At 57.1% G+C, this 19180-nt stretch carries 15 protein-coding genes; 6 read left to right on the top strand and 9 right to left on the bottom strand.

What is annotated here, in order from left to right:
* Positions 1-189: 189 nt before the first annotated feature.
* Positions 190-3801 (bottom strand): efflux RND transporter permease subunit, encoded by a 3612-nt coding sequence (locus Y017_RS03520; RefSeq protein ID WP_035458965.1) that lies wholly within the window; start codon positions 3799-3801, stop codon positions 190-192.
* The gene (locus tag Y017_RS03515) at positions 3794-5158 is read right to left on the bottom strand and encodes an efflux RND transporter periplasmic adaptor subunit (RefSeq protein ID WP_011587563.1); all 1365 of its coding nucleotides are present in this window, start codon (positions 5156-5158) and stop codon (positions 3794-3796) included. The genes Y017_RS03520 and Y017_RS03515 overlap by 8 nt, the downstream gene beginning before the upstream one ends.
* 182 nt (positions 5159-5340) lie before the next feature.
* On the opposite strand from Y017_RS03515, the gene ompR reads away from it, so the two are divergent.
* Both ompR and Y017_RS03505 read left to right on the top strand, forming a co-directional pair.
* The gene (gene ompR / locus Y017_RS03510) at positions 5341-6051 is read left to right on the top strand and encodes a two-component system response regulator OmpR (RefSeq protein WP_011587564.1); all 711 of its coding nucleotides are present in this window, start codon (positions 5341-5343) and stop codon (positions 6049-6051) included.
* 94 nt (positions 6052-6145) lie between these two features.
* Positions 6146-7465, top strand: coding sequence for an ATP-binding protein (locus tag Y017_RS03505; RefSeq protein WP_011587565.1), 1320 nt, complete (start codon positions 6146-6148; stop codon positions 7463-7465).
* A gap of 208 nt (positions 7466-7673) precedes the next feature.
* Here Y017_RS03505 and Y017_RS03500 read toward each other — a convergent pair whose 3' ends face one another.
* Complete coding sequence (locus Y017_RS03500) at positions 7674-8879, bottom strand: lytic murein transglycosylase (protein ID WP_035458963.1); 1206 nt, start codon at positions 8877-8879, stop codon at positions 7674-7676.
* Positions 8880-9073: 194 nt separating this feature from the next.
* Here Y017_RS03500 and Y017_RS03495 point away from each other — a divergent pair, with 194 nt between their 5' ends.
* Together Y017_RS03495 and Y017_RS03490 are read left to right on the top strand one after the other, a co-directional pair.
* Entirely contained in the window at positions 9074-9724 is a 651-nt protein-coding gene (locus Y017_RS03495; RefSeq protein ID WP_011587567.1) for a TrkA family potassium uptake protein, read from the top strand.
* 56 nt (positions 9725-9780) lie between these two features.
* The gene (locus Y017_RS03490) at positions 9781-11082 is read left to right on the top strand and encodes a TrkH family potassium uptake protein (protein WP_231483371.1); all 1302 of its coding nucleotides are present in this window, start codon (positions 9781-9783) and stop codon (positions 11080-11082) included.
* A 28-nt stretch (positions 11083-11110) separates the two neighbouring features.
* Here Y017_RS03490 and Y017_RS03485 read toward each other — a convergent pair whose 3' ends face one another.
* The 6 genes from Y017_RS03485 to yrfG form a co-directional block, all read right to left on the bottom strand.
* Positions 11111-12040: a YihY/virulence factor BrkB family protein gene (locus Y017_RS03485; RefSeq protein ID WP_101235048.1), complete on the bottom strand. Its 930-nt coding sequence runs from the start codon at positions 12038-12040 to the stop codon at positions 11111-11113.
* A 217-nt stretch (positions 12041-12257) separates the two neighbouring features.
* Positions 12258-13550, bottom strand: a complete 1293-nt coding sequence (locus Y017_RS03480; protein WP_035458961.1) for an NAD(P)/FAD-dependent oxidoreductase — start codon at positions 13548-13550, stop codon at positions 12258-12260.
* A 264-nt stretch (positions 13551-13814) separates the two neighbouring features.
* On the bottom strand, positions 13815-15359 hold the full coding sequence (locus tag Y017_RS03475) for a phosphoenolpyruvate carboxykinase (RefSeq protein ID WP_035458959.1): 1545 nt from the start codon (positions 15357-15359) through the stop codon (positions 13815-13817).
* Between the two features lie 359 nt (positions 15360-15718).
* Positions 15719-16573: an Hsp33 family molecular chaperone HslO gene (gene hslO, locus Y017_RS03470; protein WP_011587572.1), complete on the bottom strand. Its 855-nt coding sequence runs from the start codon at positions 16571-16573 to the stop codon at positions 15719-15721.
* A gap of 51 nt (positions 16574-16624) precedes the next feature.
* The gene (locus Y017_RS03465) at positions 16625-17011 is read right to left on the bottom strand and encodes an RNA-binding S4 domain-containing protein (RefSeq protein ID WP_081737568.1); all 387 of its coding nucleotides are present in this window, start codon (positions 17009-17011) and stop codon (positions 16625-16627) included.
* A gap of 21 nt (positions 17012-17032) precedes the next feature.
* Positions 17033-17686 carry a GMP/IMP nucleotidase gene (gene yrfG / locus Y017_RS03460; protein WP_035458954.1) on the bottom strand — a complete coding sequence of 218 codons (654 nt, stop codon included), beginning with the start codon at positions 17684-17686 and terminating at the stop codon, positions 17033-17035.
* 56 nt (positions 17687-17742) lie between these two features.
* On the opposite strand from yrfG, the gene nudE reads away from it, so the two are divergent.
* Both nudE and cysQ read left to right on the top strand, forming a co-directional pair.
* The gene (gene nudE / locus Y017_RS03455) at positions 17743-18288 is read left to right on the top strand and encodes an ADP compounds hydrolase NudE (RefSeq protein WP_035458952.1); all 546 of its coding nucleotides are present in this window, start codon (positions 17743-17745) and stop codon (positions 18286-18288) included.
* Positions 18289-18325: 37 nt separating this feature from the next.
* Entirely contained in the window at positions 18326-19141 is an 816-nt protein-coding gene (gene cysQ, locus Y017_RS03450) for a 3'(2'),5'-bisphosphate nucleotidase CysQ (protein WP_035458950.1), read from the top strand.
* Positions 19142-19180 lie beyond the last annotated feature (39 nt).

Genomic DNA, 19180 nt, shown 5'->3' with positions numbered 1-19180 from the left:
GGTATTGATCCCATCGGCTGTTTTTTATATATGTCTCGACCCAATCGCGAATCATACCAGTGGCGGCTTAAAAGGTAAGCTGTCGAATTATGGCACATGTGTGCCGCTTAGCGTCGCGAGGGGGCAGCAAGCGGTAACAGTTCGCCGCTGTGCGCCCAGTATACTCGGGTGTGACTTGTGCTTGCGTTGTCATCTCGTCAGCGTGTGAGCGCTGCGCCGTCCCCATAGCAGGATCGGTAGCACAATCAGGCCCGTCACCAGGGTCCAGCGGGCCAGGGACCAGAAGCTGTTGGCCAGGGCTTCGCCGTGATGCCCCACCAGTGGGGCGAATGAGGCAATGGTAAGGCTGCCCAGCCCCGTTATTAGTAGCCAGTACAGCGCCAATGCCTGGGTCTGTTGGCGACGACGGAATAGGCTCCACAGGAAGGCCAGACCCAAGCCAAGCATTAGCAACCAGAGCACGCCGGCGGGGGCGATCAGCTGCAGGTTAGCCTGTTCGCTGGCCACTGATTTGAGCAGTGGCAGACAGGCAAACACTTTTAGTAGCAGGGTGGGCCCTAGTAGCATCGCCCACCATAGGTTGCCGCCTAGGCCTTGCGGGCCGGGTTGTTGGCGATAATGGATAGGATCAAAGCGCCAAGCGCGCTGTAGCAGGTTGGGCCAATGGCGTGGTGCTAGATGTTGGCTGAGCCCTTGGAAACGATCGCGCTGTTCTTCGATCAGCATAAGCATGGCGGGCACGACTAGCAGAATCAGCCCGGTGCCGAACAGTAGCCCGAACACCAGGCTCACCGCCATGGGTTTGAGAAACTGGGCTTGCAAGGAGCTTTCGAACAGAATCGGGGTGAGCCCGGCCACGGTGGTAATGGAGGTGAGCAACACTGCACGTAAACGGCGCACACAGGCTTCGGTGATTGCTTGGAAACGTTCCATGCCTTCCGCCACCAGTTGTTGGTAAAAGCTCACCAGAACAATGGAGTCGTTAACGATAATGCCGGACAGACCAAATAGTCCCATGGCCGAGAACATGGAAAATTTGATTCCAAACGGGGCGGTGAAAATATGCCCGATGACCGCACCGGTGAGGCCGAAGAAGATCGCTGTCATGATCGCTAGCGGCCAGGAATAGGAGCTGAACACCCAGGCCAGCACGATATAGATAATGGCTAGGCCAACCAGGGCGCCGGTGGCCAGATCTTGCAGGTTTTCGGCTTGTTCTTGCAGTTTGCCTTCGTAGCCAACGCCGATGCCATATCGGCTCTTCAGCTCCGGGAGAATGCCGTCGTTGAGTATGGCGATGATTTCGTTGGCGTTGCCCTGTTCCGGGTCTAGGTCTGCGTATACGGTCACTGCCAGCTCGCCGTTAACCCGGCGTAGCAGATCGACCCCCTTGCGGGCGTCAAAAGTGACAACGTCGCGCAGAGGAATGGCTTCACCCTGACTGGTGATGATCGGTAGGCGTTCAATGGCGCTGAAGCGGCGACGTTCGCTGTCGGGCAGCATCACCCGCACTTCTACTTCGTCATCGTCTTCGTTGTAAAGTTGAGCCAGGCTGCCGTCGAAGGCCGCCCGTAGCTGGGTGGCTACCTCACTGAGAGTTAGTCCTAGGGCGCGGCCCTGGGCGGTCAGTTCGAATGTCAGTTGTTCCTTACCGTAGGGCAAGTCGTCATCCACGTTGCTGACGCCAGAGAATTCGTCTAGGCGTTCCTGCAAGGTGAGGGATGCTGCTTTCAGGGTGGCGGCATCACTGCCGGTGAGTTTCACCTCAATGGGTTTGCCTGGGGGGCCCGCTTGTGGCTGGGAGATAGTAAGACGATCCAAGCCCGCGGGCATGGAAAGTTTTTCACGCCAGGCCTGCATCAGTTCGTCGTTGGAGATTTCTCGATCCGAGCCGGTATAAACCTCGGCGACCAGAGTGCCGTATTCATCACCGAATTGGTCCTGTCGGCCACCGATATTGGCGAAGCCTGCGGCGGCGCCATGGTGTCTGATAATAGTGTGGACCAGATGCCCACCCAGTTCTTCGTTGGTCTCTTCCAGGGTGTGTTCCAGCTCGGCAAGGAAGGTGTTCACCTGTTGCTTGTCGGTACCGGAGGAAAATTCCACTACGGCACGCAACTGGTCGCCGTCCACCGGCGGGAAAAAAGTGAATTTGAGCCAACCGGTAGCCACCAGAGACAGTGCCATGATAAAGGCACATATGGCGGACACGCTGACCAGTTTGCGGTGTTTGATCGACCATTCTACCAAGGGGCGGAAGCGCTCATCGCGGAAGCGGTTGAAGCCGACGTCGATACGTTCGCGCAGGCCGCTAGCCTTTACCTCTATACCGCGGAAGCTGTGGTGTAAGTGCCCGGGCAGAACCAGGAAGCATTCCATCAGTGAGGCAAGGATCACACAAATCATGACGAAGGGGATGTCGAAGGCAATTTTGCCCATGGCGCCGCCCATCATGCCCAGCGGCAGGAAGGCGGCAATGGTGGTCGTCGACGAGGCCACCACCGGCCAGAACATGCGTCGTGCGCCCCCCAGGGCCGCGCGCTGGGCGGATTCCCCTTGCTGCAGATGGGTGAGCGTGTCTTCGCCCACCACAATGGCGTCATCCACAATCAAGCCAAGAGCCAAAATCAGGCCGAATAGGCTGATCATGTTGATGGTGCCGCCGAACACCCAAAGGATGCCCAGGGTGGCCATGAACGACACAGGAATGCCCACGGTGACCCACCAGGCCACCCGGGCGTTGAGGAAGAAATAGAGGGTGAGAATGACCAGTATTAGTCCGGAGATGCCATTCCATAACAGGGTGGATATGCGCTCTTGTACGTGTTTCCAGGCTTCGAAGTAGAACGTCATTTTGACGCCCTGGGGCAGCGAGTGTTTGTGCTCTGCTCCCCAGGTGCGGACCTTTTCTGCCAGGTCGAGCATGTCGTCGTCTTCGCCGCGCATCACTTGTAGCTCAATGGCGGGGTTGCCTTCGAAGGTGAGCGTTGCTTGGTCATCCCGGGGACGTCGTTCGATGATGGCTACGTCGCCTAAGGTTAGCTGCTGGCCGTCGGCGGTGGTAATCAGAGGGAGTTCGGCAAACGTCTTTTCATCACGGCGTTGGCCCAGAGCGCGCAGCTGCTTGGCGGCGTCGTCACGGCCCACTGTGCCGGCGGGGGTGTCTTGGCTGAAGCTACGTACTTTATCGCCGATTTGCCCGAGGGTCATGCCCAAGTCATGGAGGGTGCTGGTGGGTACCTGGATGGCCATTTCTTCTTCGGGAAGGCCGATGAATTCAACTTTGCCGACGCCTAGCGCCAGCAGTTCGTCTTCCATTTCCCGCACCAGTGGGCGGAGTTCTTCTCGGCTGCCGTTTTCTGTGGAGACTAGAATCGAGGTGACCGGTGAATAACGGGTGATTTTCTGGATTACCGGGCGTTCCGCATCTTGTGGCAGGTTGCGGATGGAGTCGATGCGTTGACGTACTTCGTCTAGGGCTAGGCCCAGGTCGCTGCCGTCTTCCAGTTCGATAAAGATAGCGCTGGCGCCTTGCTGGGAGCGGGCGATAAATTTACGGGTGTTGGGTAAGGTTTTTAGGGCCTGCTCAACGGGGATGGTGATGGAGCGCTGCACATCTTCCGGGCTGGCACCGCGCCAGGGGATGGTCACGGTGACATATTCAAAGTCGAAGTCGGGGAATAGCTGGGTGTTAAGCCGGGTTAGGCCTAGCACCCCGAGCATGATCATCAGCACCATCAGCAGATTGGAGGCAACTTTGTGTTCGGTAAAGCTGGCAATCAGGCCTCGCGACTCATTCACTGTCGCTGCCCTCGCTGTTCTGCTCTGTTGCGTTCACTGGGGGTGGGGGGCTCTCGCCACCTGTATCTAGACTGTTTTGGGTACTGGTATCGGCATTACTGCCGGGTACAGGCTGTGCGTCCACTGCTAGGCCGACGATGGCCTGGGGCAATTGGGTTGTCATAATGCGTTCGCCGCCTTGCAAAGCATCGGCACGCAGCAATAAACGGGGCTCTTCACTATCAATTGCTTCACCGACGATTTCAGCGGACACTCGCTGCAGGCGGTTATTACTGTCGATACGATAGAGTCGATCAAGCCCGTGCAGAGCAGTGGCAGGCAGGGCCAGCAGCTGCGGCTGCGCGGGGAGTGTCAGGGTAATGGTCAATGGACGGCCCAGGGCCGCGGTGGGTGCACCTTTGGCTCCGTCGCCGCTGAAGGCAAAAAGGCCATCGATACCACCGCGAGCGTCGGCGGCATCCCCGGCCAGCCGTTTCAGTTTGAGGGGCAAGGTATAGCCTTCCAGCTGGGTGCTGGCGGATAGGTCTCCGTCGATCAAACCTTTACGGACTGCGGGCAAATAGCGATCGGGAATCTGCGCGCGGACTTCCAGTTCGGTGTCTGCAAACAGTTTGATAAGGGGCTCGCCAGGGCGAACCCGCTCGCCGGGGGCCACACTTACCTGAGTCACGGTGCCATCGAAAGGGGCATTGACGGTGGTGCGGGCCAGATCAATTTGTGCCTGCTTAAATTGAGCTTCGGCGCTGGCCAGCCGGGCCTTCATGCGAGCGAGCTCATTACCAAAATCGCTGACACTGAGCTGGCGCAAGCTGAGTGACAGGTCTGCCCGTGCTTGCGCTTCTTCAGCTTGGTCTAACTGGGTCTGGGCTACCAGCTTACGCTCACGTAAGGTTCGGATACGCTCCAGATTGTCGGCGGCCAACTTGGCCAGTTTCTTTTCCAGCTCCAGATTATTTTTGTCACTTTGGTGGCGCAGTCGAGAGGTTTCTAGCTGGGCTGCGGCTTCGTCGCGGGCAGCCTTGGCGCGATCTCGGGCTAGGGCTGCCTCGGTATCGTCCAGTTGGATCAGTACTTGACCCTTCGAGACTCGATGGCCGGCACGTACGGGGATACTGTCTACATTAGCAGTGACCACAGCGGTCAGGCTGGCGGCTCGGGGGGATTGAACCCGTCCTAACAATTGAATTTGCGGAGAACGTGCCTGCGGATCGGCTAGCTCAAAGCGTACCCTGGCATTGTTGTCGGCCACGTCGCGAGTGGGGGCCGAGGGCTTGAGTACGGCAAGTAAAATAATCGCTAGAACGGTGCCCAGAATAACGCGGGCAACCGGGGGAGTTCGTTTCAGGCGGTCTCGCAAGGGAATTCCTTTATCGATAATAATTCTCAGCCAGGTATTTTAGCGTTTTCTTATAAGAGTTCCTAATTCGCGGCCTCTACCTTCATCGTTGGCAATGTTTTTATACAATCTCTTCGTGTCATTTTCTTGCACGTTCGGGCCACAAAGCGTAAATCAGGGGCAGTGAAACCTTCGGAGGCGCCGTGAGCGAACAACAAGACAAGATTCTAGTCGTGGATGACGATGCGCGACTGCGCAGCCTGTTGCAACGTTTTCTTGAAGAGGCGGGCTATACGGTGAAGGCCGTGGGGGATGCCGAGCAGATGGACCGAGCCTTGTCTCGTGAGCTGTATTCTCTAATGGTCTTGGATTTAATGCTACCGGGAGAGGACGGATTGTCCATATGCCGGCGTCTGCGCGAAGCTGAAAATATCATGCCGATCATTATGCTCACCGCCAAGGGCGATGATGCAGAGCGCATTGAGGGGCTCGATGCCGGGGCCGATGACTATCTGCCTAAGCCGTTCAACCCCAAGGAGCTGGATGCCCGTATCCGTGCGGTTTTGCGTCGGCATGTGCGAGAGTTGCCCGGTGCACCGAGTAAGGAAGAAGGGTCGGTGACGTTTGGCCCTTGGCTGCTTGATCTGGGCAACCGCACGCTAACCCGTGACGGTGACCCACAGAGCTTGACCACGGGTGAATTCGCCGTGCTTAAGGCGCTGTTGCAGAACCCTCGTGAGCCGCTGACTCGGGACAAACTGATGAGCTTGGCCCGTGGCCGTGAGTGGTCTGCTATGGAGCGCTCCATTGACGTGCAGGTATCACGCTTGCGCCGCCTACTGGAAGACGATCCTTCTAAGCCCCGCTACATCCAGACCGTATGGGGTGTGGGGTATGTTTTTGTACCTGATTGAACGTGCCGGACCTTGACGCCGGAGGCCTGACGCTTAAAGTCGGAGGGTCCTTTTTTTGTCTGGCGTTCAGCGTCTAGCTTCTGGCGGTTTATCAATGACACTCTATCCCCGTACTGCCTTTGTCCGCTCCGCTGTTGTGGTGGGGCTGGTAATTGGTATTAGTCAGGCGTTGACGCTGTTGTTCTTCGCCCGTAATGCCTACCTGCCTGGCATTCGTGAATATGCTCGCCTGACAGTTTTGCAGGCAGAGTTGACCTTTGATACCCCGCGGGCATTAGCGGATCAGGACCTGGCCGATCGGCTGGGCCGTGCCTCTGGTATTACGGTGGCCATTCCAGAAGAACTGCACGATGGCATCATGCTGCTGTCGCGTCCGGTGGTGGGGCGTTTTCAGGAAGAGCTGGAAAGTATGCTCGAAGAGCCTGTGACGGTGCGACTGGGGGACAGCCGCCAACCTGTTCTGTGGGTCAATGCGCCGTCGTTTGGCAAGCAGTGGGTGCGCGTGCCTATGGCGTTCTTCCGGGATTACGATCGCTACCTGTTGTTGGGCTGGGGGGTGACGGTGCCGTTACTCGCGATTATCGGTGGCTTGCTGATTGCCAGGGGGCTGAATTTACCGTTGCGCCGGTTGGCCAAAGTGGCTCTGAAAGTGGGGCGTGGAGAAGCGGTGCCAGTATTGGATACCACCACTGGGACGGAAGAGATTCAGGCGGTAAATAGCGCCTTTAACCGAATGGCCCGTGATTTACAGCATGCCCAGCGAGATCGAGCATTGTTGTTGGCCGGGGTGTCCCATGATTTGCGTACGCCACTCACGCGCCTGCGTTTATCCGCAGAATTCATGCAGGACGAAGAGTTGGCAAAAGGCATTATCGAGGACATTGAGGATATGGACGCGATCCTGGATCAGTTTATTTCCTTTATCCGTGACGGTGCCGATGAGCAGCCGGATTTTGAGAATTTGAATGACTTGATTCAGGAAGTGGCCGGTAAGTATTCGCCTGAACAATTGCGGTTTGAACTAGAAGACTTACCCCGGCTTATGCTCAAGCGCCTAACCATAAAGCGGATGCTGGCTAATCTGGTGGGCAATGCGTTTAAGTACGGCGCCTCACCAGTAGAGGTGCGCACCGCTGTTGCCGAGAACAAGGTGCTATTAACGGTGCGTGATCATGGCCGCGGTGTCCGCGAAGAGGATATCCCGTTGCTGCTGCAACCATTTTCCCGAGGTGAAAAGGCTCGCACCTTGAGTGGCAGTGGTTTGGGCCTTGCCATCGTGAAACGGATTGTGGATATGCACCACGGTGAAATCCGTTTAGCCAACCATCCTCATGGTGGACTATTGGTTGAAGTGCGGTTTCCGGTAACCGGAAAGTTTGTGCAACCGGAACCCTTGTCTGCGGGCGTGAGATAAGGAGCCTTGTTACCTGCTAACCACAGATGCCTTTATTGATTGAGTCATCAAAGGTGCGGGGAGCTCGGCTTGGCGCTGAGAGCAGTGATGATGACCTTCCTTCAGGGACCCTCCTGCCAGAAATACAGTCGCTGGCCGATGGCCAAAGCTATTCTTACCTACCTAGGTGCCTAGCGCATCGGACGCGTTATGGTTGGGCCAGCCTCGATTAGTCTTTCTCGCTGAATGCACTAAGCAGGGTTAGTACCTCTTGGTCTGGGAAGCCGTCGGCGACCATGCCGTTGGCTTGCTGGAAACGGCCGATGGCCTTGCGGGTGCTTGGGCCCATCAGGCCATCTTCTTCACCCGCATCGAAGCCTTTTTCGTTCAGGGTGTGCTGTACCCGGGTAACTTGTTCTCGGGTTAGGCGTGGGGCAGGTACCGGTGCTTGGGCCAGCTCGCCGCCACCGGCGATGCGGTCAGCTAGCCGCCCCACGGCAATGGCGTAAGACTCTGAGCGGTTCCAGCCCATGATCACGCGGAAATTCTGGTAGGCAAGGAAAGCCGGGCCATTATGGCCGGAAGGCACAATCACAGCGGCCTGCATGTCTGCCTGTGGCAACGGTTGGCCATTGGGCATGGTGATGCCCATGTCAGCCCAGTCGCTCAGAGAGCGCTGGTGGCTGAACCCGGTGAGTTGGTAGTCGAAGGATTTAGGTAGGCGCACTTCACGCCCCCAGCGTTGTTCGCGTTCCCAGCCGAGTCCTTGCAGAAAATTGGCGGCTGAAGCCAGCGCGTCATCGGTGGACTTCCACAAATTGCGTTTTCCGTCACCATCATGGTCCACCGCGTAGCGTAGGAATACCGCGGGCATGAATTGGGTCTGGCCCATGGCGCCTGCCCAGGAGCCTTCCATTTGCTTGGCTTCAGCGTCGCCGGCCTGAATGATACGCAGGGCATTGAATAGCTCGCTGGAGAAATACTCTCCACGCCGGCCTTCGCAGGCCAGGGTGCTCAGGGAATCCAGCACCGGAATGCTGCCAAGGAATCCGCCATAGTTGGTTTCCAAGCCCCAAAAAGCCACCAAGTAATGGCCGGGAACACCGTATTCACGGGCCAGCTCTTGCAGTAGGGGTTGTTGCTCCCGGTATTTCTTGCGGCCGGTTTCAATGCGCGTTTCGCTCACCCGGCGGGTGTAATAATCGGAAAAACTGCTGGTGAATTCCGGCTGGCTGCGGTCCAGTTCAATGACCCGCTCGTTCAGCTTTACGGTATTTAAGCTACGGCTTATCACTTGGGCGGGGATGCCTTCCTCATGGGCCTGGGCGCGTAATTGGGCCATGCATTGTTCAAACTCGGCCTTATCCAGGGCATAGCTGGCATGGCTGGCGAGCAGAGTGCTACCGGCAAACAGGGCGGCGCGAATCGAGGGCATGAGGTCTCCACCGTCATAGGGAATCGGTCAGGATAATGCGTCACAAAGCATAACGCTGTTGCTGCTCAGTTGTGGCAACAAAACTGAAAAAAGAGGAAAAACGGTTTCTTGACGGTGCGCTCTCGGCGCAATGACAGCGGCAAATAAAAGGTGCAGACTTTTGTTTTCGCCACGGCTTCAAGCAAGGAGGGCCTGTGAAGCATCAGTATGCTGTGATCGGTTTGGGCAGTTTTGGTTCGACCATTGCGCAGGAGCTTACCCGCTTGGGCCATGATGTGATGGGGGTGGATATCGATGGGGAACGGGTGGAGTGTTATGCCGACAAATTGTCACAGACTCTGATTGCCGACGGTACCAATGACAAGGTGATTGCCGAGCTGGAGATGACGGCTTTTGATGCGGTTGTGGTGGCCATTGGTGAGAACCTGGAGGCCAGCATTCTTACTACTTTAGCGTTAAAAAGTGCGGAGGTGGAGCAGGTGTGGGTGAAAGCGATCAGCGAGCCTCACCACCGGATCTTGTCGCGGCTGGGCGCCAACCGGATCATTCATCCTGAGCATGAAATGGGTATTCGGGTTGCCCAGACTATCGTTCACCCGGAAATGCTCGACTATATCTCCTTAGGGAATGACTGGTTGGTGGTTGAGGTCAAGGTGGATAAGCGATTTGCGGGCAAGGCCGCGTCTGAATTGCCTTTGGGCGATGATGAGCTGCGCTTGGCGCTAGTCAAGCGAGGGACCCAGGTCTGGCAGTCGCCCTTTGAAGACTTACTGTTGCAAGAGAGGGATCAGTTGGTGCTGATGGGCACATTGAACGACCTGCTGCGGTTTTCTAAAGCGCAATGAGGCCCTGGTTCGCTCGCCGGCTCGGGGCGCCCCGTTCCCATACCCACAAGCCTCTAGTGTCACCGCCAGCGGCGCTGGCCGGCAGTTTTCTTCTGTTGATTGTGCTGGGCTCTTTGTTGCTTAAGTTGCCCATGGCGACCCATTCCCCGATTAGTTGGTTGCAGGCCATGTTTACGGCCACTTCGGCGGTGACGGTAACCGGTTTGTCGGTGGTGGAGGTGGGCGGACAATTCACTCTGTTCGGGAAATGGGTGTTGTTACTGCTGATCGAGGCGGGTGGCATTGGCATTATGACCTTCGCGGCGGCCACTTTGTTGGCCATTGGGCACCGCTTAGGTATTGGCGAGCAGCAGCTCATTCGTGATTGCATGAATTATAGCCGGGTCAGTGATATTGCTTGGCTAATCCGCCGGATTCTGGTCGTGGTTGTGGTGGTGCAGGCGGTGGGCATGGCGTTGTTGATGTGCATCTGGGTGCCTGCGCTGGGCTGGGGGGAAGGGACCTTTCACAGCCTTTTCTATACGGTGTCGGCCTTCAATAATGCCGGCTTTGGCCTTAGTGCCGATAGCCTCACCAGCTGGGGCGGCCACTGGGGTATTGTGCTGGTCATTACCGCCATGATTATTGTCGGGGGGCTGGGCTTTACGGTGCTGGCGGATTTCGGCAAAGGCTGGCGCTGGCGAGGGTTATCGTTGCACAGCAAGCTGATGTTGGTGGGTACAGCGGTGCTGTTGTCGGTAACGTTAGTGTTTTTCATGCTGGCCGAGTGGAATAACCCAGGCACCCTGGGGGGCATGAGCCTCAGCGACAAACTGGCAGCCTCTTGGTTTCATGCGGTAACACCTCGTACTGCCGGGTTTAATGTGGTGGATGTGCGTGCGTTGTTATTGCCGACCAGTTTGCTTTATCTGCTGCTGATGTTTATCGGTGCGGGCACCAATTCCACCGGTAGCGGGATCAAGGTCACTACCTTTATGGTCTTGTTGTTGGCTACCCGTGCTTTTTTGCGTGGCCGCCCTCTGCCAGTGATTTTTGGCCGGCAGATTTCCTCCACCTTGGTGTATAAATCCCTGGCGATTACCTTTATTGGCTGCGGGGTATTGTTCGCGGCCTTGATGGCGTTGTCGGTCACCGATGCGCAATTGGGATTCGAGAATCTTGTGTTCGAAGTGGTGTCTGCCTTTGGCACAGTGGGGTTATCACGGGGTATTACCGATGAGCTGTCTTCCGCGGGCCAGTGGGTGATTATGCTGGTGATGTTTGTGGGGCGGATCGGTCCGTTGACCCTGTCATTTCTGTTGACGCGCCCCCGCCAACCGGTGGTGCGTTATCCGGAGGGCGAGGTGTACATTGGTTAGCGCGCGTCTACAAATGTATTCCGACGCTTTATTGGGCGGGTAGATCAATCTGCTGACGTTTTACCCGAATAGCGCTGCTTCGGGCTAGGATTTCCATGCTCCGTGCCTCGCAATGGGCGCGAGTGAAAGCGGCCCCGAACAGCAGGATCATGGAGGAGAAATATACCCACATCAGCAGTACCACCAGAGAGCCGGCAGCGCCGTAAGTAGACGCCGTGGCGGTGTGGGCTAGGTACAAGCCGATTAGCGCGCGGCCCACAGAAAACAGAATGGCGGTGATCAGTGCCGCTGGCATTACTGCTTTCCAATTTAGCACTACATCGGGCAGTACTCTGAACATGGTGCCAAACAGCAGACCGATGACCACCAGTGAAACCGTCATTTCAAAGATCACCACCACACTACTATGAATCGGTAGCCAGCCCTCCGCGTAGACGATGATCGCCTGCACCACTACGTTCAGAAGGAGCGAAACCAGCAGTACAAAACCCAGAGAAACGACCACGGTGAGAGACAAAAGCCGACTTTTGATCAAGGCCGCAATGGTGTTGCGTGACGGTCGCGGCATTACCTCCCAGATGGCATTCATGGAGCGCTGCATCTGGGCAAAGACTGTGGTGGCACCAATGACCATCACTAGTAAGCTGAGCAAGCCGGCGAGCAAACCTTGGCGGGGCGTTTGAGTGTTGGCGATGGCGTTGCGCACTTCGTTGGCCGCTTCCGGGCCGATGGTGGCTTCCAATTGACCGAGAATTTCTGCCATTGCGGCATCGCTGGTCATCACCAAGGAGATGACTTTTACCGCCAGAATGATTACTGGGGCGAGAGAAAACAAGGTAAAGAAAGCCAATGAGCCGGCATAGCTTACGGCGTTACCCTCCAGCCACAGGGTTACACTGCGTTTGAGAATACTGAACCAATACAGGAAAGAGTCTTTCATCGGGATACTATCGTCCATGAAGTTGCTAGCAGTGCTAGTGTAGCGGGGGAGGCTTAGACGTTGAAAGTCTTGGATTCAATAGCGCGGGAATGGGGCGCCTCCAAGTGGGTTGGTGGTGGATGCTGCGAGAAGCATGAGTCGCCGTCCCACAGTTTTAGACACGGCGACTACATGGCTGTTGAAGCGATCACGCTTAGACTCCGTAATGGAGTGAGCGTATTGCTTGCGGGGTCCTTTAATGCAGCTTTAGCCTAGGGCGTACCAGCTTGTTAAAGCGCCCGGCAATTAACAGCATGATGGTACGTGGCCAGCCGTAAAGCGCGGCTTGGTGCATGCGATACAGGCTGATATACATCATTCGGGCGAGCCAGCCTTCCACAAAGAAGTTACCGCCCTTCAGGTTGCCCATCAGCATGCCCACCGAGCTGTAATTGGACAGCGATACTAGGGAGCCGTGGTCCTTGTACTCGAAGGGCTTCGGGTCGCGGTGCATTAGCAGCCGTTGCAGGCTGCGGGCAGTGTGCTGCGCCATTTGCTGGGCGGATTGGGCCCGTGGCGGGATCGGGCGTTCCGAGCCTTCTGGGATCAAGAATGCCGCATCACCGATGACGAAAATATTTTTTTGGCCCTTGGCTTGCAGCGTCGGCTCGACTTCTACCTGATTAATACGGTTGGTGCTGAGGCCGTCGATTTGGCTCAGCCATTTTGGACATTTTACCCCGGCAGCCCAGACCAGTAGGTCTGCCTTGATCGGATCGCCGTCTTTAGGCACCAAGGCTTCGGGGGTTGCTTCGGCGATCATGACGCCAGTGCGCACCTTCACTCCCAGGCCTTCCAATCGTTTGGTGGCGGTGGCGGACACTCGCTCGCTAAGCACCGGCAGAATGCGCGGTGCGGCTTCGATGATATCCACTTGCAAGTGTTTTCGATCTAGGTGCTCGTGGCCGTAGAAGTTGAGCATGCTCACGGCATGATGAAGTTCTGCGGCCAGTTCCACACCGGTGGCTCCGCCGCCGACAATCGCTACAGAAATCGGTTTGTTTTCATAGTTGGCATGCAGGCAAGCGTTAAGGAACCGTTCGCGAAAGCGCTCTGCTTGGCCCCGGCTGTCCATGAACAGGCAGTTGTCACGAACGCCGGGGGTGCCGAAATCGTTGCTCTGGCTGCCGGTGGCCAGCACCAGATAGTCGTAACTCAGTTGGCGTTCCGGTAGGACTTCGCTGCCGTGGGCATCGTACAGTGGCGCCAGGGTCAGGGTCTGGCCGGTGGTGTCCATCTGAGTCATGGTGCCGGGTTCAAACCGGTAGTGGTTGAGTTGAGCGTGGGCGCGGTAATCCACGGCGTCCAGATCGGCATCAATGGCGCCAGTGGCCACTTCGTGAAAACGGGGCTTCCAAACGTGGATGCTGGACGAGTCCACTAGGGTGATATCGGCATTGCCATATTTGCCGAGCTTTGCGCCGAGTTTGGTTGCCAGCGGAAGACCGCCGGCACCACCACCGACAACAACAATTTTGGGTTTGCTCATTGGGGCTCCTGTCAGGCTGCCGACCTTTGGGGGAGAGGCCGTCAGTCAATCATATTCATGGGTGCGGGAACAGGGTTAATGAGACGGGCCCTTGTGGGGCGTCATTCTGCCTTGCGCGGCAGAACGGATGCTGAGTTCAGGCTGGGTGGTAGGCCGCTTCTGAACCGGAGGCTTTCCTTGCGTCTTCCCATACGTGCGGGTCTGCTCGTCGGGCGACAACGAAAAAGCCCGCCGGTGGCGGGCTTTTTCGTGGATGCTCGCGGCTTAGGCCTTGGGGCCGGCCGCGCGAATTTCGTCGGACACATCTGCGTACTTGTCAGCGAAGTTCTTCTGGAACTGTTCTGCCAGGTCGCGGGCGCGTGCTTCGTAGTTCTCCGGATTAGCCCAGGTATTCTTGGGCTGCAGCAGATTGCTGTCGACACCGGTAACGGCTTTGGGCACGTCCAGGTTGATGATGTCCAAGTGCTCAGTTTCGGCGGTGTCCAGTTCGCCGGACAGGATTGCGTTAACCACGCCACGGGTCGTGGGGATGCTAAAACGCTCGCCTTCGCCGTAAGGGCCGCCGGTCCAGCCGGTGTTCACCAGGTATACCTGGGAGCCGAATTCTTCCATGCGTTTGATCAGCAGCTCGGCGTATTCGCCGGCACGACGTGGGAAGAAGGGGGCGCCGAAGCACGTGGAGAAGGTGCTTTTGATGCCGCCGCCGGACCCCATTTCTGTGGAGCCGACCAGGGCGGTGTAGCCGCTCAGGAAGTGGTAGGCTGCGGCCTCTTTGGACAGTTTTGATACGGGCGGCAGGACGCCAGTCAGGTCGCAGGTCAGGAAGATGATGTGCTTGGGTTCGCCCGCGCGGTTTTCTTCGACTTTCTTGTCGATGTTTTCCAGCGGATAGGCAGCACGGGTATTCTGGGTCAGGGACACATCGGCGTAATCAGCGGTGCGGGTTTCGTCATTGATGATGACGTTCTCCAGCACCGCACCGAACTTGATGGCGTCCCAGATCACCGGCTCGTTCTTTTGGCTCAAATCAATACACTTGGCGTAGCAGCCGCCTTCGATGTTGAAGACCACATCTTTGCCCCAGCCGTGCTCGTCGTCACCAATCAGATAACGGGCAGGGTCTGCGGACAGGGTGGTTTTGCCTGTGCCAGACAGGCCGAAGAACAGAGCCACATCGCCGTCTTCGCCGACGTTGGCAGAGCAGTGCATGGGCAGCACGTCTTTTTCCGGCAGTAGGAAGTTCTGCACGGAGAACATGGCTTTTTTCATTTCACCGGCGTAGCGCATGCCGGCAATCAGAATTTTGCGCTGGGCGAAGTTAAGAATAACGCAGCCGTCGGAGTTGGTACCGTCACGCTCCGGGTCACACTGGAAGTGCGAGGCATGCAGGATCTGCCATTCTTCCTTGTTGCGGGCGTTGTACTTCTCCGGGCGGATGAACATAGTGTTGGCGAACAGGTTGTGCCACGCGGTTTGCGCGGTCACTTTCACGGCCAGGTAATGATCAGCGTCAGCGCCGACGTGCAGGTGGGAAACAAAAGCGTCGCTTTCTGCAACGGCCGCGGTCACACGGTCCCACAAGGCGTCGAATTTATCACTGTCGATGGGACGGTTAATGGCGCCCCAGTGGATGTGTTCGCTGGTGCTTGGCTCGTCAACGATGTAACGGTCCATCGGTGAGCGGCCGGTGCGATGACCGGTTTCCACTACCAGGGCGCCGTTGTCGGCCAGGCGGCCTTCGTTACGCTGAACAGCCAGCTCTACCAGCTGGGCCGGGCTGAGATCGTTATAAACAATTGGATCTGTCATGGTTATTCCTGGGCTTGTGGCCGTGCGGTTGCAACGGGTATGGCCGCGCAACCTTTAAGTTCGCATTGCGGATACACAGTGCCGGTCTCGTGCCCGGATCAAAGACCGGACAAGACCAATAAGGGACCAGTAGTGGCGCCACTGATCAGCACAGGCGCGCGATTATGCCAGAAAAGGGAATCAGTGGCGATTCCCCTTCGGACTGTGCGGTCACGGCTGCAGGGCCACCCTTTTAATGCGTCAAGGCACGCGACGCAGGGAAAGGGCGCAGGAAAAGATGGGAGGCAAATGCGGTGTCGCCTGCTATTTGCCTCTGGCTGTCGAGGCCAGGAATCGCGGGTTAGCTATTCTTGGTATTCCTATCGGCTTTCTCGGAGCATTTCCGCCAGGTCCACGGCATCAAAATGTTCCTGATGGCGACAGAAGTCGCAGGTCAGCGTGACTTCCCCGTCTTCCTCCAGTAATTGCTGTAATTCCTGATTGCCAAGGGAAATGAGTGCATTGCGGTTGCGTTCCCGGGAGCAGGTGCAGCCAAAGCGCAGAGGTTGGGCGTCGGGCAACTGGGGTGGGGTGTCGTGAAACAGCCGGCGCAGGATGGTTTGGTCATCCAGGTTTAGTAGCTCTTCCATTTGCAGGGTGCTCGCCAGCGCCTCTAAGTGTTCCCACATCTGGGTGTTGCCGTCGGTGGTGGACAGCTGGTTGGGCAGGCGCTGCAGCAGCAGGCCCGCCGCGCGATTGTTGCCGCTGGCCAGCCACAGCCGGGTGGGCAGTTGTTCGGATTGTTGGAAGTATCCCTGCAGGCATTGGGCAAGAGTGTCGCCGCTGAGCGGTACGATGCCTTGATACTGGCGCCCCTGATCGGGGGTGATGGTGATTACCATGGTGCCTTCACCGATCAAGGTTTGAATGTCGCCGTGGCTCCAGTCTTGACCGTCGCTGTGGCGGGCTAGGGCACGCAGCTCGCCATCATGGCTGCATTCGGCCAGTAGCAGAGACACCGGCCCCTTGCCTTGGGCTTGCAGGGCGAGCCGGCCCTTAAATTTGAGAGTGCTGGCCAGCAACGCCACAGCGGCCACGGCTTCGCCGATCAACCCCTGCACCGGCAGTGGGTAGTTTTGCCCTTCTATAATACGGCTAATGCTACTTTCCAGTTGAACCAGCTCACCACGAATGTCGGAGTCGGGGAAAAGAAAGCGCTGTTTGTGGTCTTGCATTATGAGGTCCTGAGGTTGGGCTGTTGCGGTAAATTCAGCGCGAAAAAGCAGTTATTCCAGATTGTCTCGTTTGAAGCGCTGGATATCCCGACGTTCCTTTTTGCTGGGTTTGTGGTCCGGTGCAGCGGCTGCGGCTCGGGCCAATTTGCGCTGTTCACTGTTCATTTCCCGTTTGGCCACGCTTTCGGAGGTTTCTTCATAAAGTGTCTGGGCCACCTTTGCCGGGCCACGTTTGTTGCTCAGACCGCGGACGACCACCTCGAAATGCTCAGTGCCTTTGCTGATGGTCACTGTCTGGCCGGGTTGCACTGCCTTGCTGGCTTTGGTCCGGTTGCCGTCGATATGGATCTTGCCGCCTTCAATGGCGTTTTTGGCCAAGGTGCGGGTCTTGAAGAACCGTGCGGCCCAGAGCCAGGAGTCTATACGTACGCTTTCCATCGCTTTCTCCATAGTTGGCCGTTAGGGCAGCACGGTCAGGAAATCATCAATGGCCGGGAACGGGGCCGTATCCGAACGTTTTGGCAGACTGGAATCCGGGTGGAGGATGCTCACCGGCTGCCCAATACCGTATTGCCGAGCGCTGTGTAGGACCGGCAAGGAGTCGTCCACCAGCAGGGCGCGGGCTCGCTCGAAAGGGAGGTGTCGTTGCAGGTGCTGCCAAAATGACTGGGCTTCTTTGGGGTGACCGTAATCATGGCTGGAGACCAATTCGTCAAAATATTGATCAATGCCGGTGCGCGCAATTTTCAGGTGCAAGGCATCGCGGTGAGCATTGGTCACCATGATGACTTGCTTGTCTGATGCCTTAAGCTTCTGTAGAAACGTTTCCGCGCCAGGCCGCACGGAAATGCGGTCGCCAGCCGCCCTTTTCAAGTGGGCAATTTCCAGCCCCAGCTCGGCGGTCCAGAAATCCAGGCAGTACCAGTTCAGGGTGCCTTGGTGGCTGGTGATCCAGTCGTGGATGATGCGGTTGGCCTCGACCTGCTCTAAGCCCCGTTGCTGGGCGTAGCAGTTGGGCACATGTTGTTGCCAGAACCAGTTATCAAACTGCAGGTCCAGCAGTGTGCCGTCCATATCCAGCAGCACGGTGTCCACGGATTGCCAGTCAATCATGAATTTCCTGCGTGTTCGGGTTAGTCTTGCCTTGGTGAGTAGGCTCAGAGGTAATTATGGATGAGAAACCGGAGATTCTCGACACCCGGCTGATAGCAAAGAGCCGCCTGTTCGGAATTGAAGAGTTACACCTGCGGTTTACCAACGGAGTGGAACGCACCTACGAGCGCTTGCGCACGCCGCCGATCGCGGGGGTGATGATGGTGCCGTTACTGGATGACGATACCGTGGTGATGATCCGTGAATATGGCGCCGGTACGGAAAGCTATGAGTTGACTCTGCCTAAGGGTGCCTATGAACACGGTGAAGATTGGCGCGATGCGGCTAACCGGGAATTAAAGGAAGAGGCGGGTTACGGCGCGCGGCGTATGAGCCTGATGAAGGAGCTGACCTTGTCCCCCGGGTACATGGGGCACCGCATTAAAGTCGTGTTGGCTGAAGACCTTTATGAGGAATCGCTTCCCGGTGATGAGCCGGAAGAGCTAGAAGTGGTGACCTGGAAATTATCGGAACTGGATCGCTTGATTGAGCGCGATGATGTGACCGAGGCGAGAGTGATCGCTGCGTTGTTGATGACCAAGCGGTTGTTGGAGAAAAGATAGTTCAACACGTCTCTGAATTAATCACAGGAAAATGGAAATGACGGATTTAAATGCCCTGCTGGGTCCGCTTGGTGAGATTGCCCGTGCCGCGGGACAGGCGATTCTTGAGGTTTACGAGCGCGATGATCTGGGTGTGGAAACTAAGGATGACAAGTCGCCGATTACCGAGGCAGATTTGGCAGCCCACAAAATTATTGAAGCTCGGTTGCAGGCGCTGACGCCGGATATTCCGGTTTTCTCTGAAGAGTCAGGGGGTATTGCCTATGCGGACCGTAAGGACTGGCCGCGTTTCTGGCTGGTAGATCCGCTGGATGGCACCAAGGAATTCATTAAGCGTAACGGTGAGTTCACCGTCAATATTGCGCTGGTGGAGGGCGATACTCCGGTGCTGGGGGTGGTGCACGTGCCGGTAACGGCTGTGACCTATATGGGCGGAAAGGGCGTGGGCGCCTTTAAAGAACATAACGGTGAGCGCCAAGCCATTGAGTGCCGTGCGCGCACCACGCCGGTGGTGATGGTGGCCAGCCGTAGCCATGGTGGTGAGGCTGTGGAAAAACTGGAAGCTTTTATACGAGAAGAGATCGGGGAAGTGGAGCGCGCTTCCATGGGATCCTCTCTCAAACTGTGTCTGGTGGCGGAAGGCAGTGCGGATATTTACCCGCGCCTTGCGCCTACCAGCGAGTGGGATACGGCTGCGGCCCACGCGGTGGTTGCCGCCGCCGGGGGGGTGGTGGTGAACACTGACTTTGCGCCCTTGCAGTACAACAAAGAGGACATTCTTAATCCGTTCTTTCTGGTGTTGGGGCAAAGTATTGAACAATGGCGCTTTATCGCTCCGGCCTTGAACGGTTGATGGGCGATGCCTAACGTTCGCCCTAGGCAGGACATGGGA

The organism is Alcanivorax sp. 97CO-5 (assembly GCF_000524665.1).
GTDB lineage: Bacteria > Pseudomonadota > Gammaproteobacteria > Pseudomonadales > Alcanivoracaceae > Alcanivorax > Alcanivorax borkumensis.
Note: the sequence above shows the minus strand (reverse complement) of the source record. Positions and strands in the feature narration are given on the sequence as shown.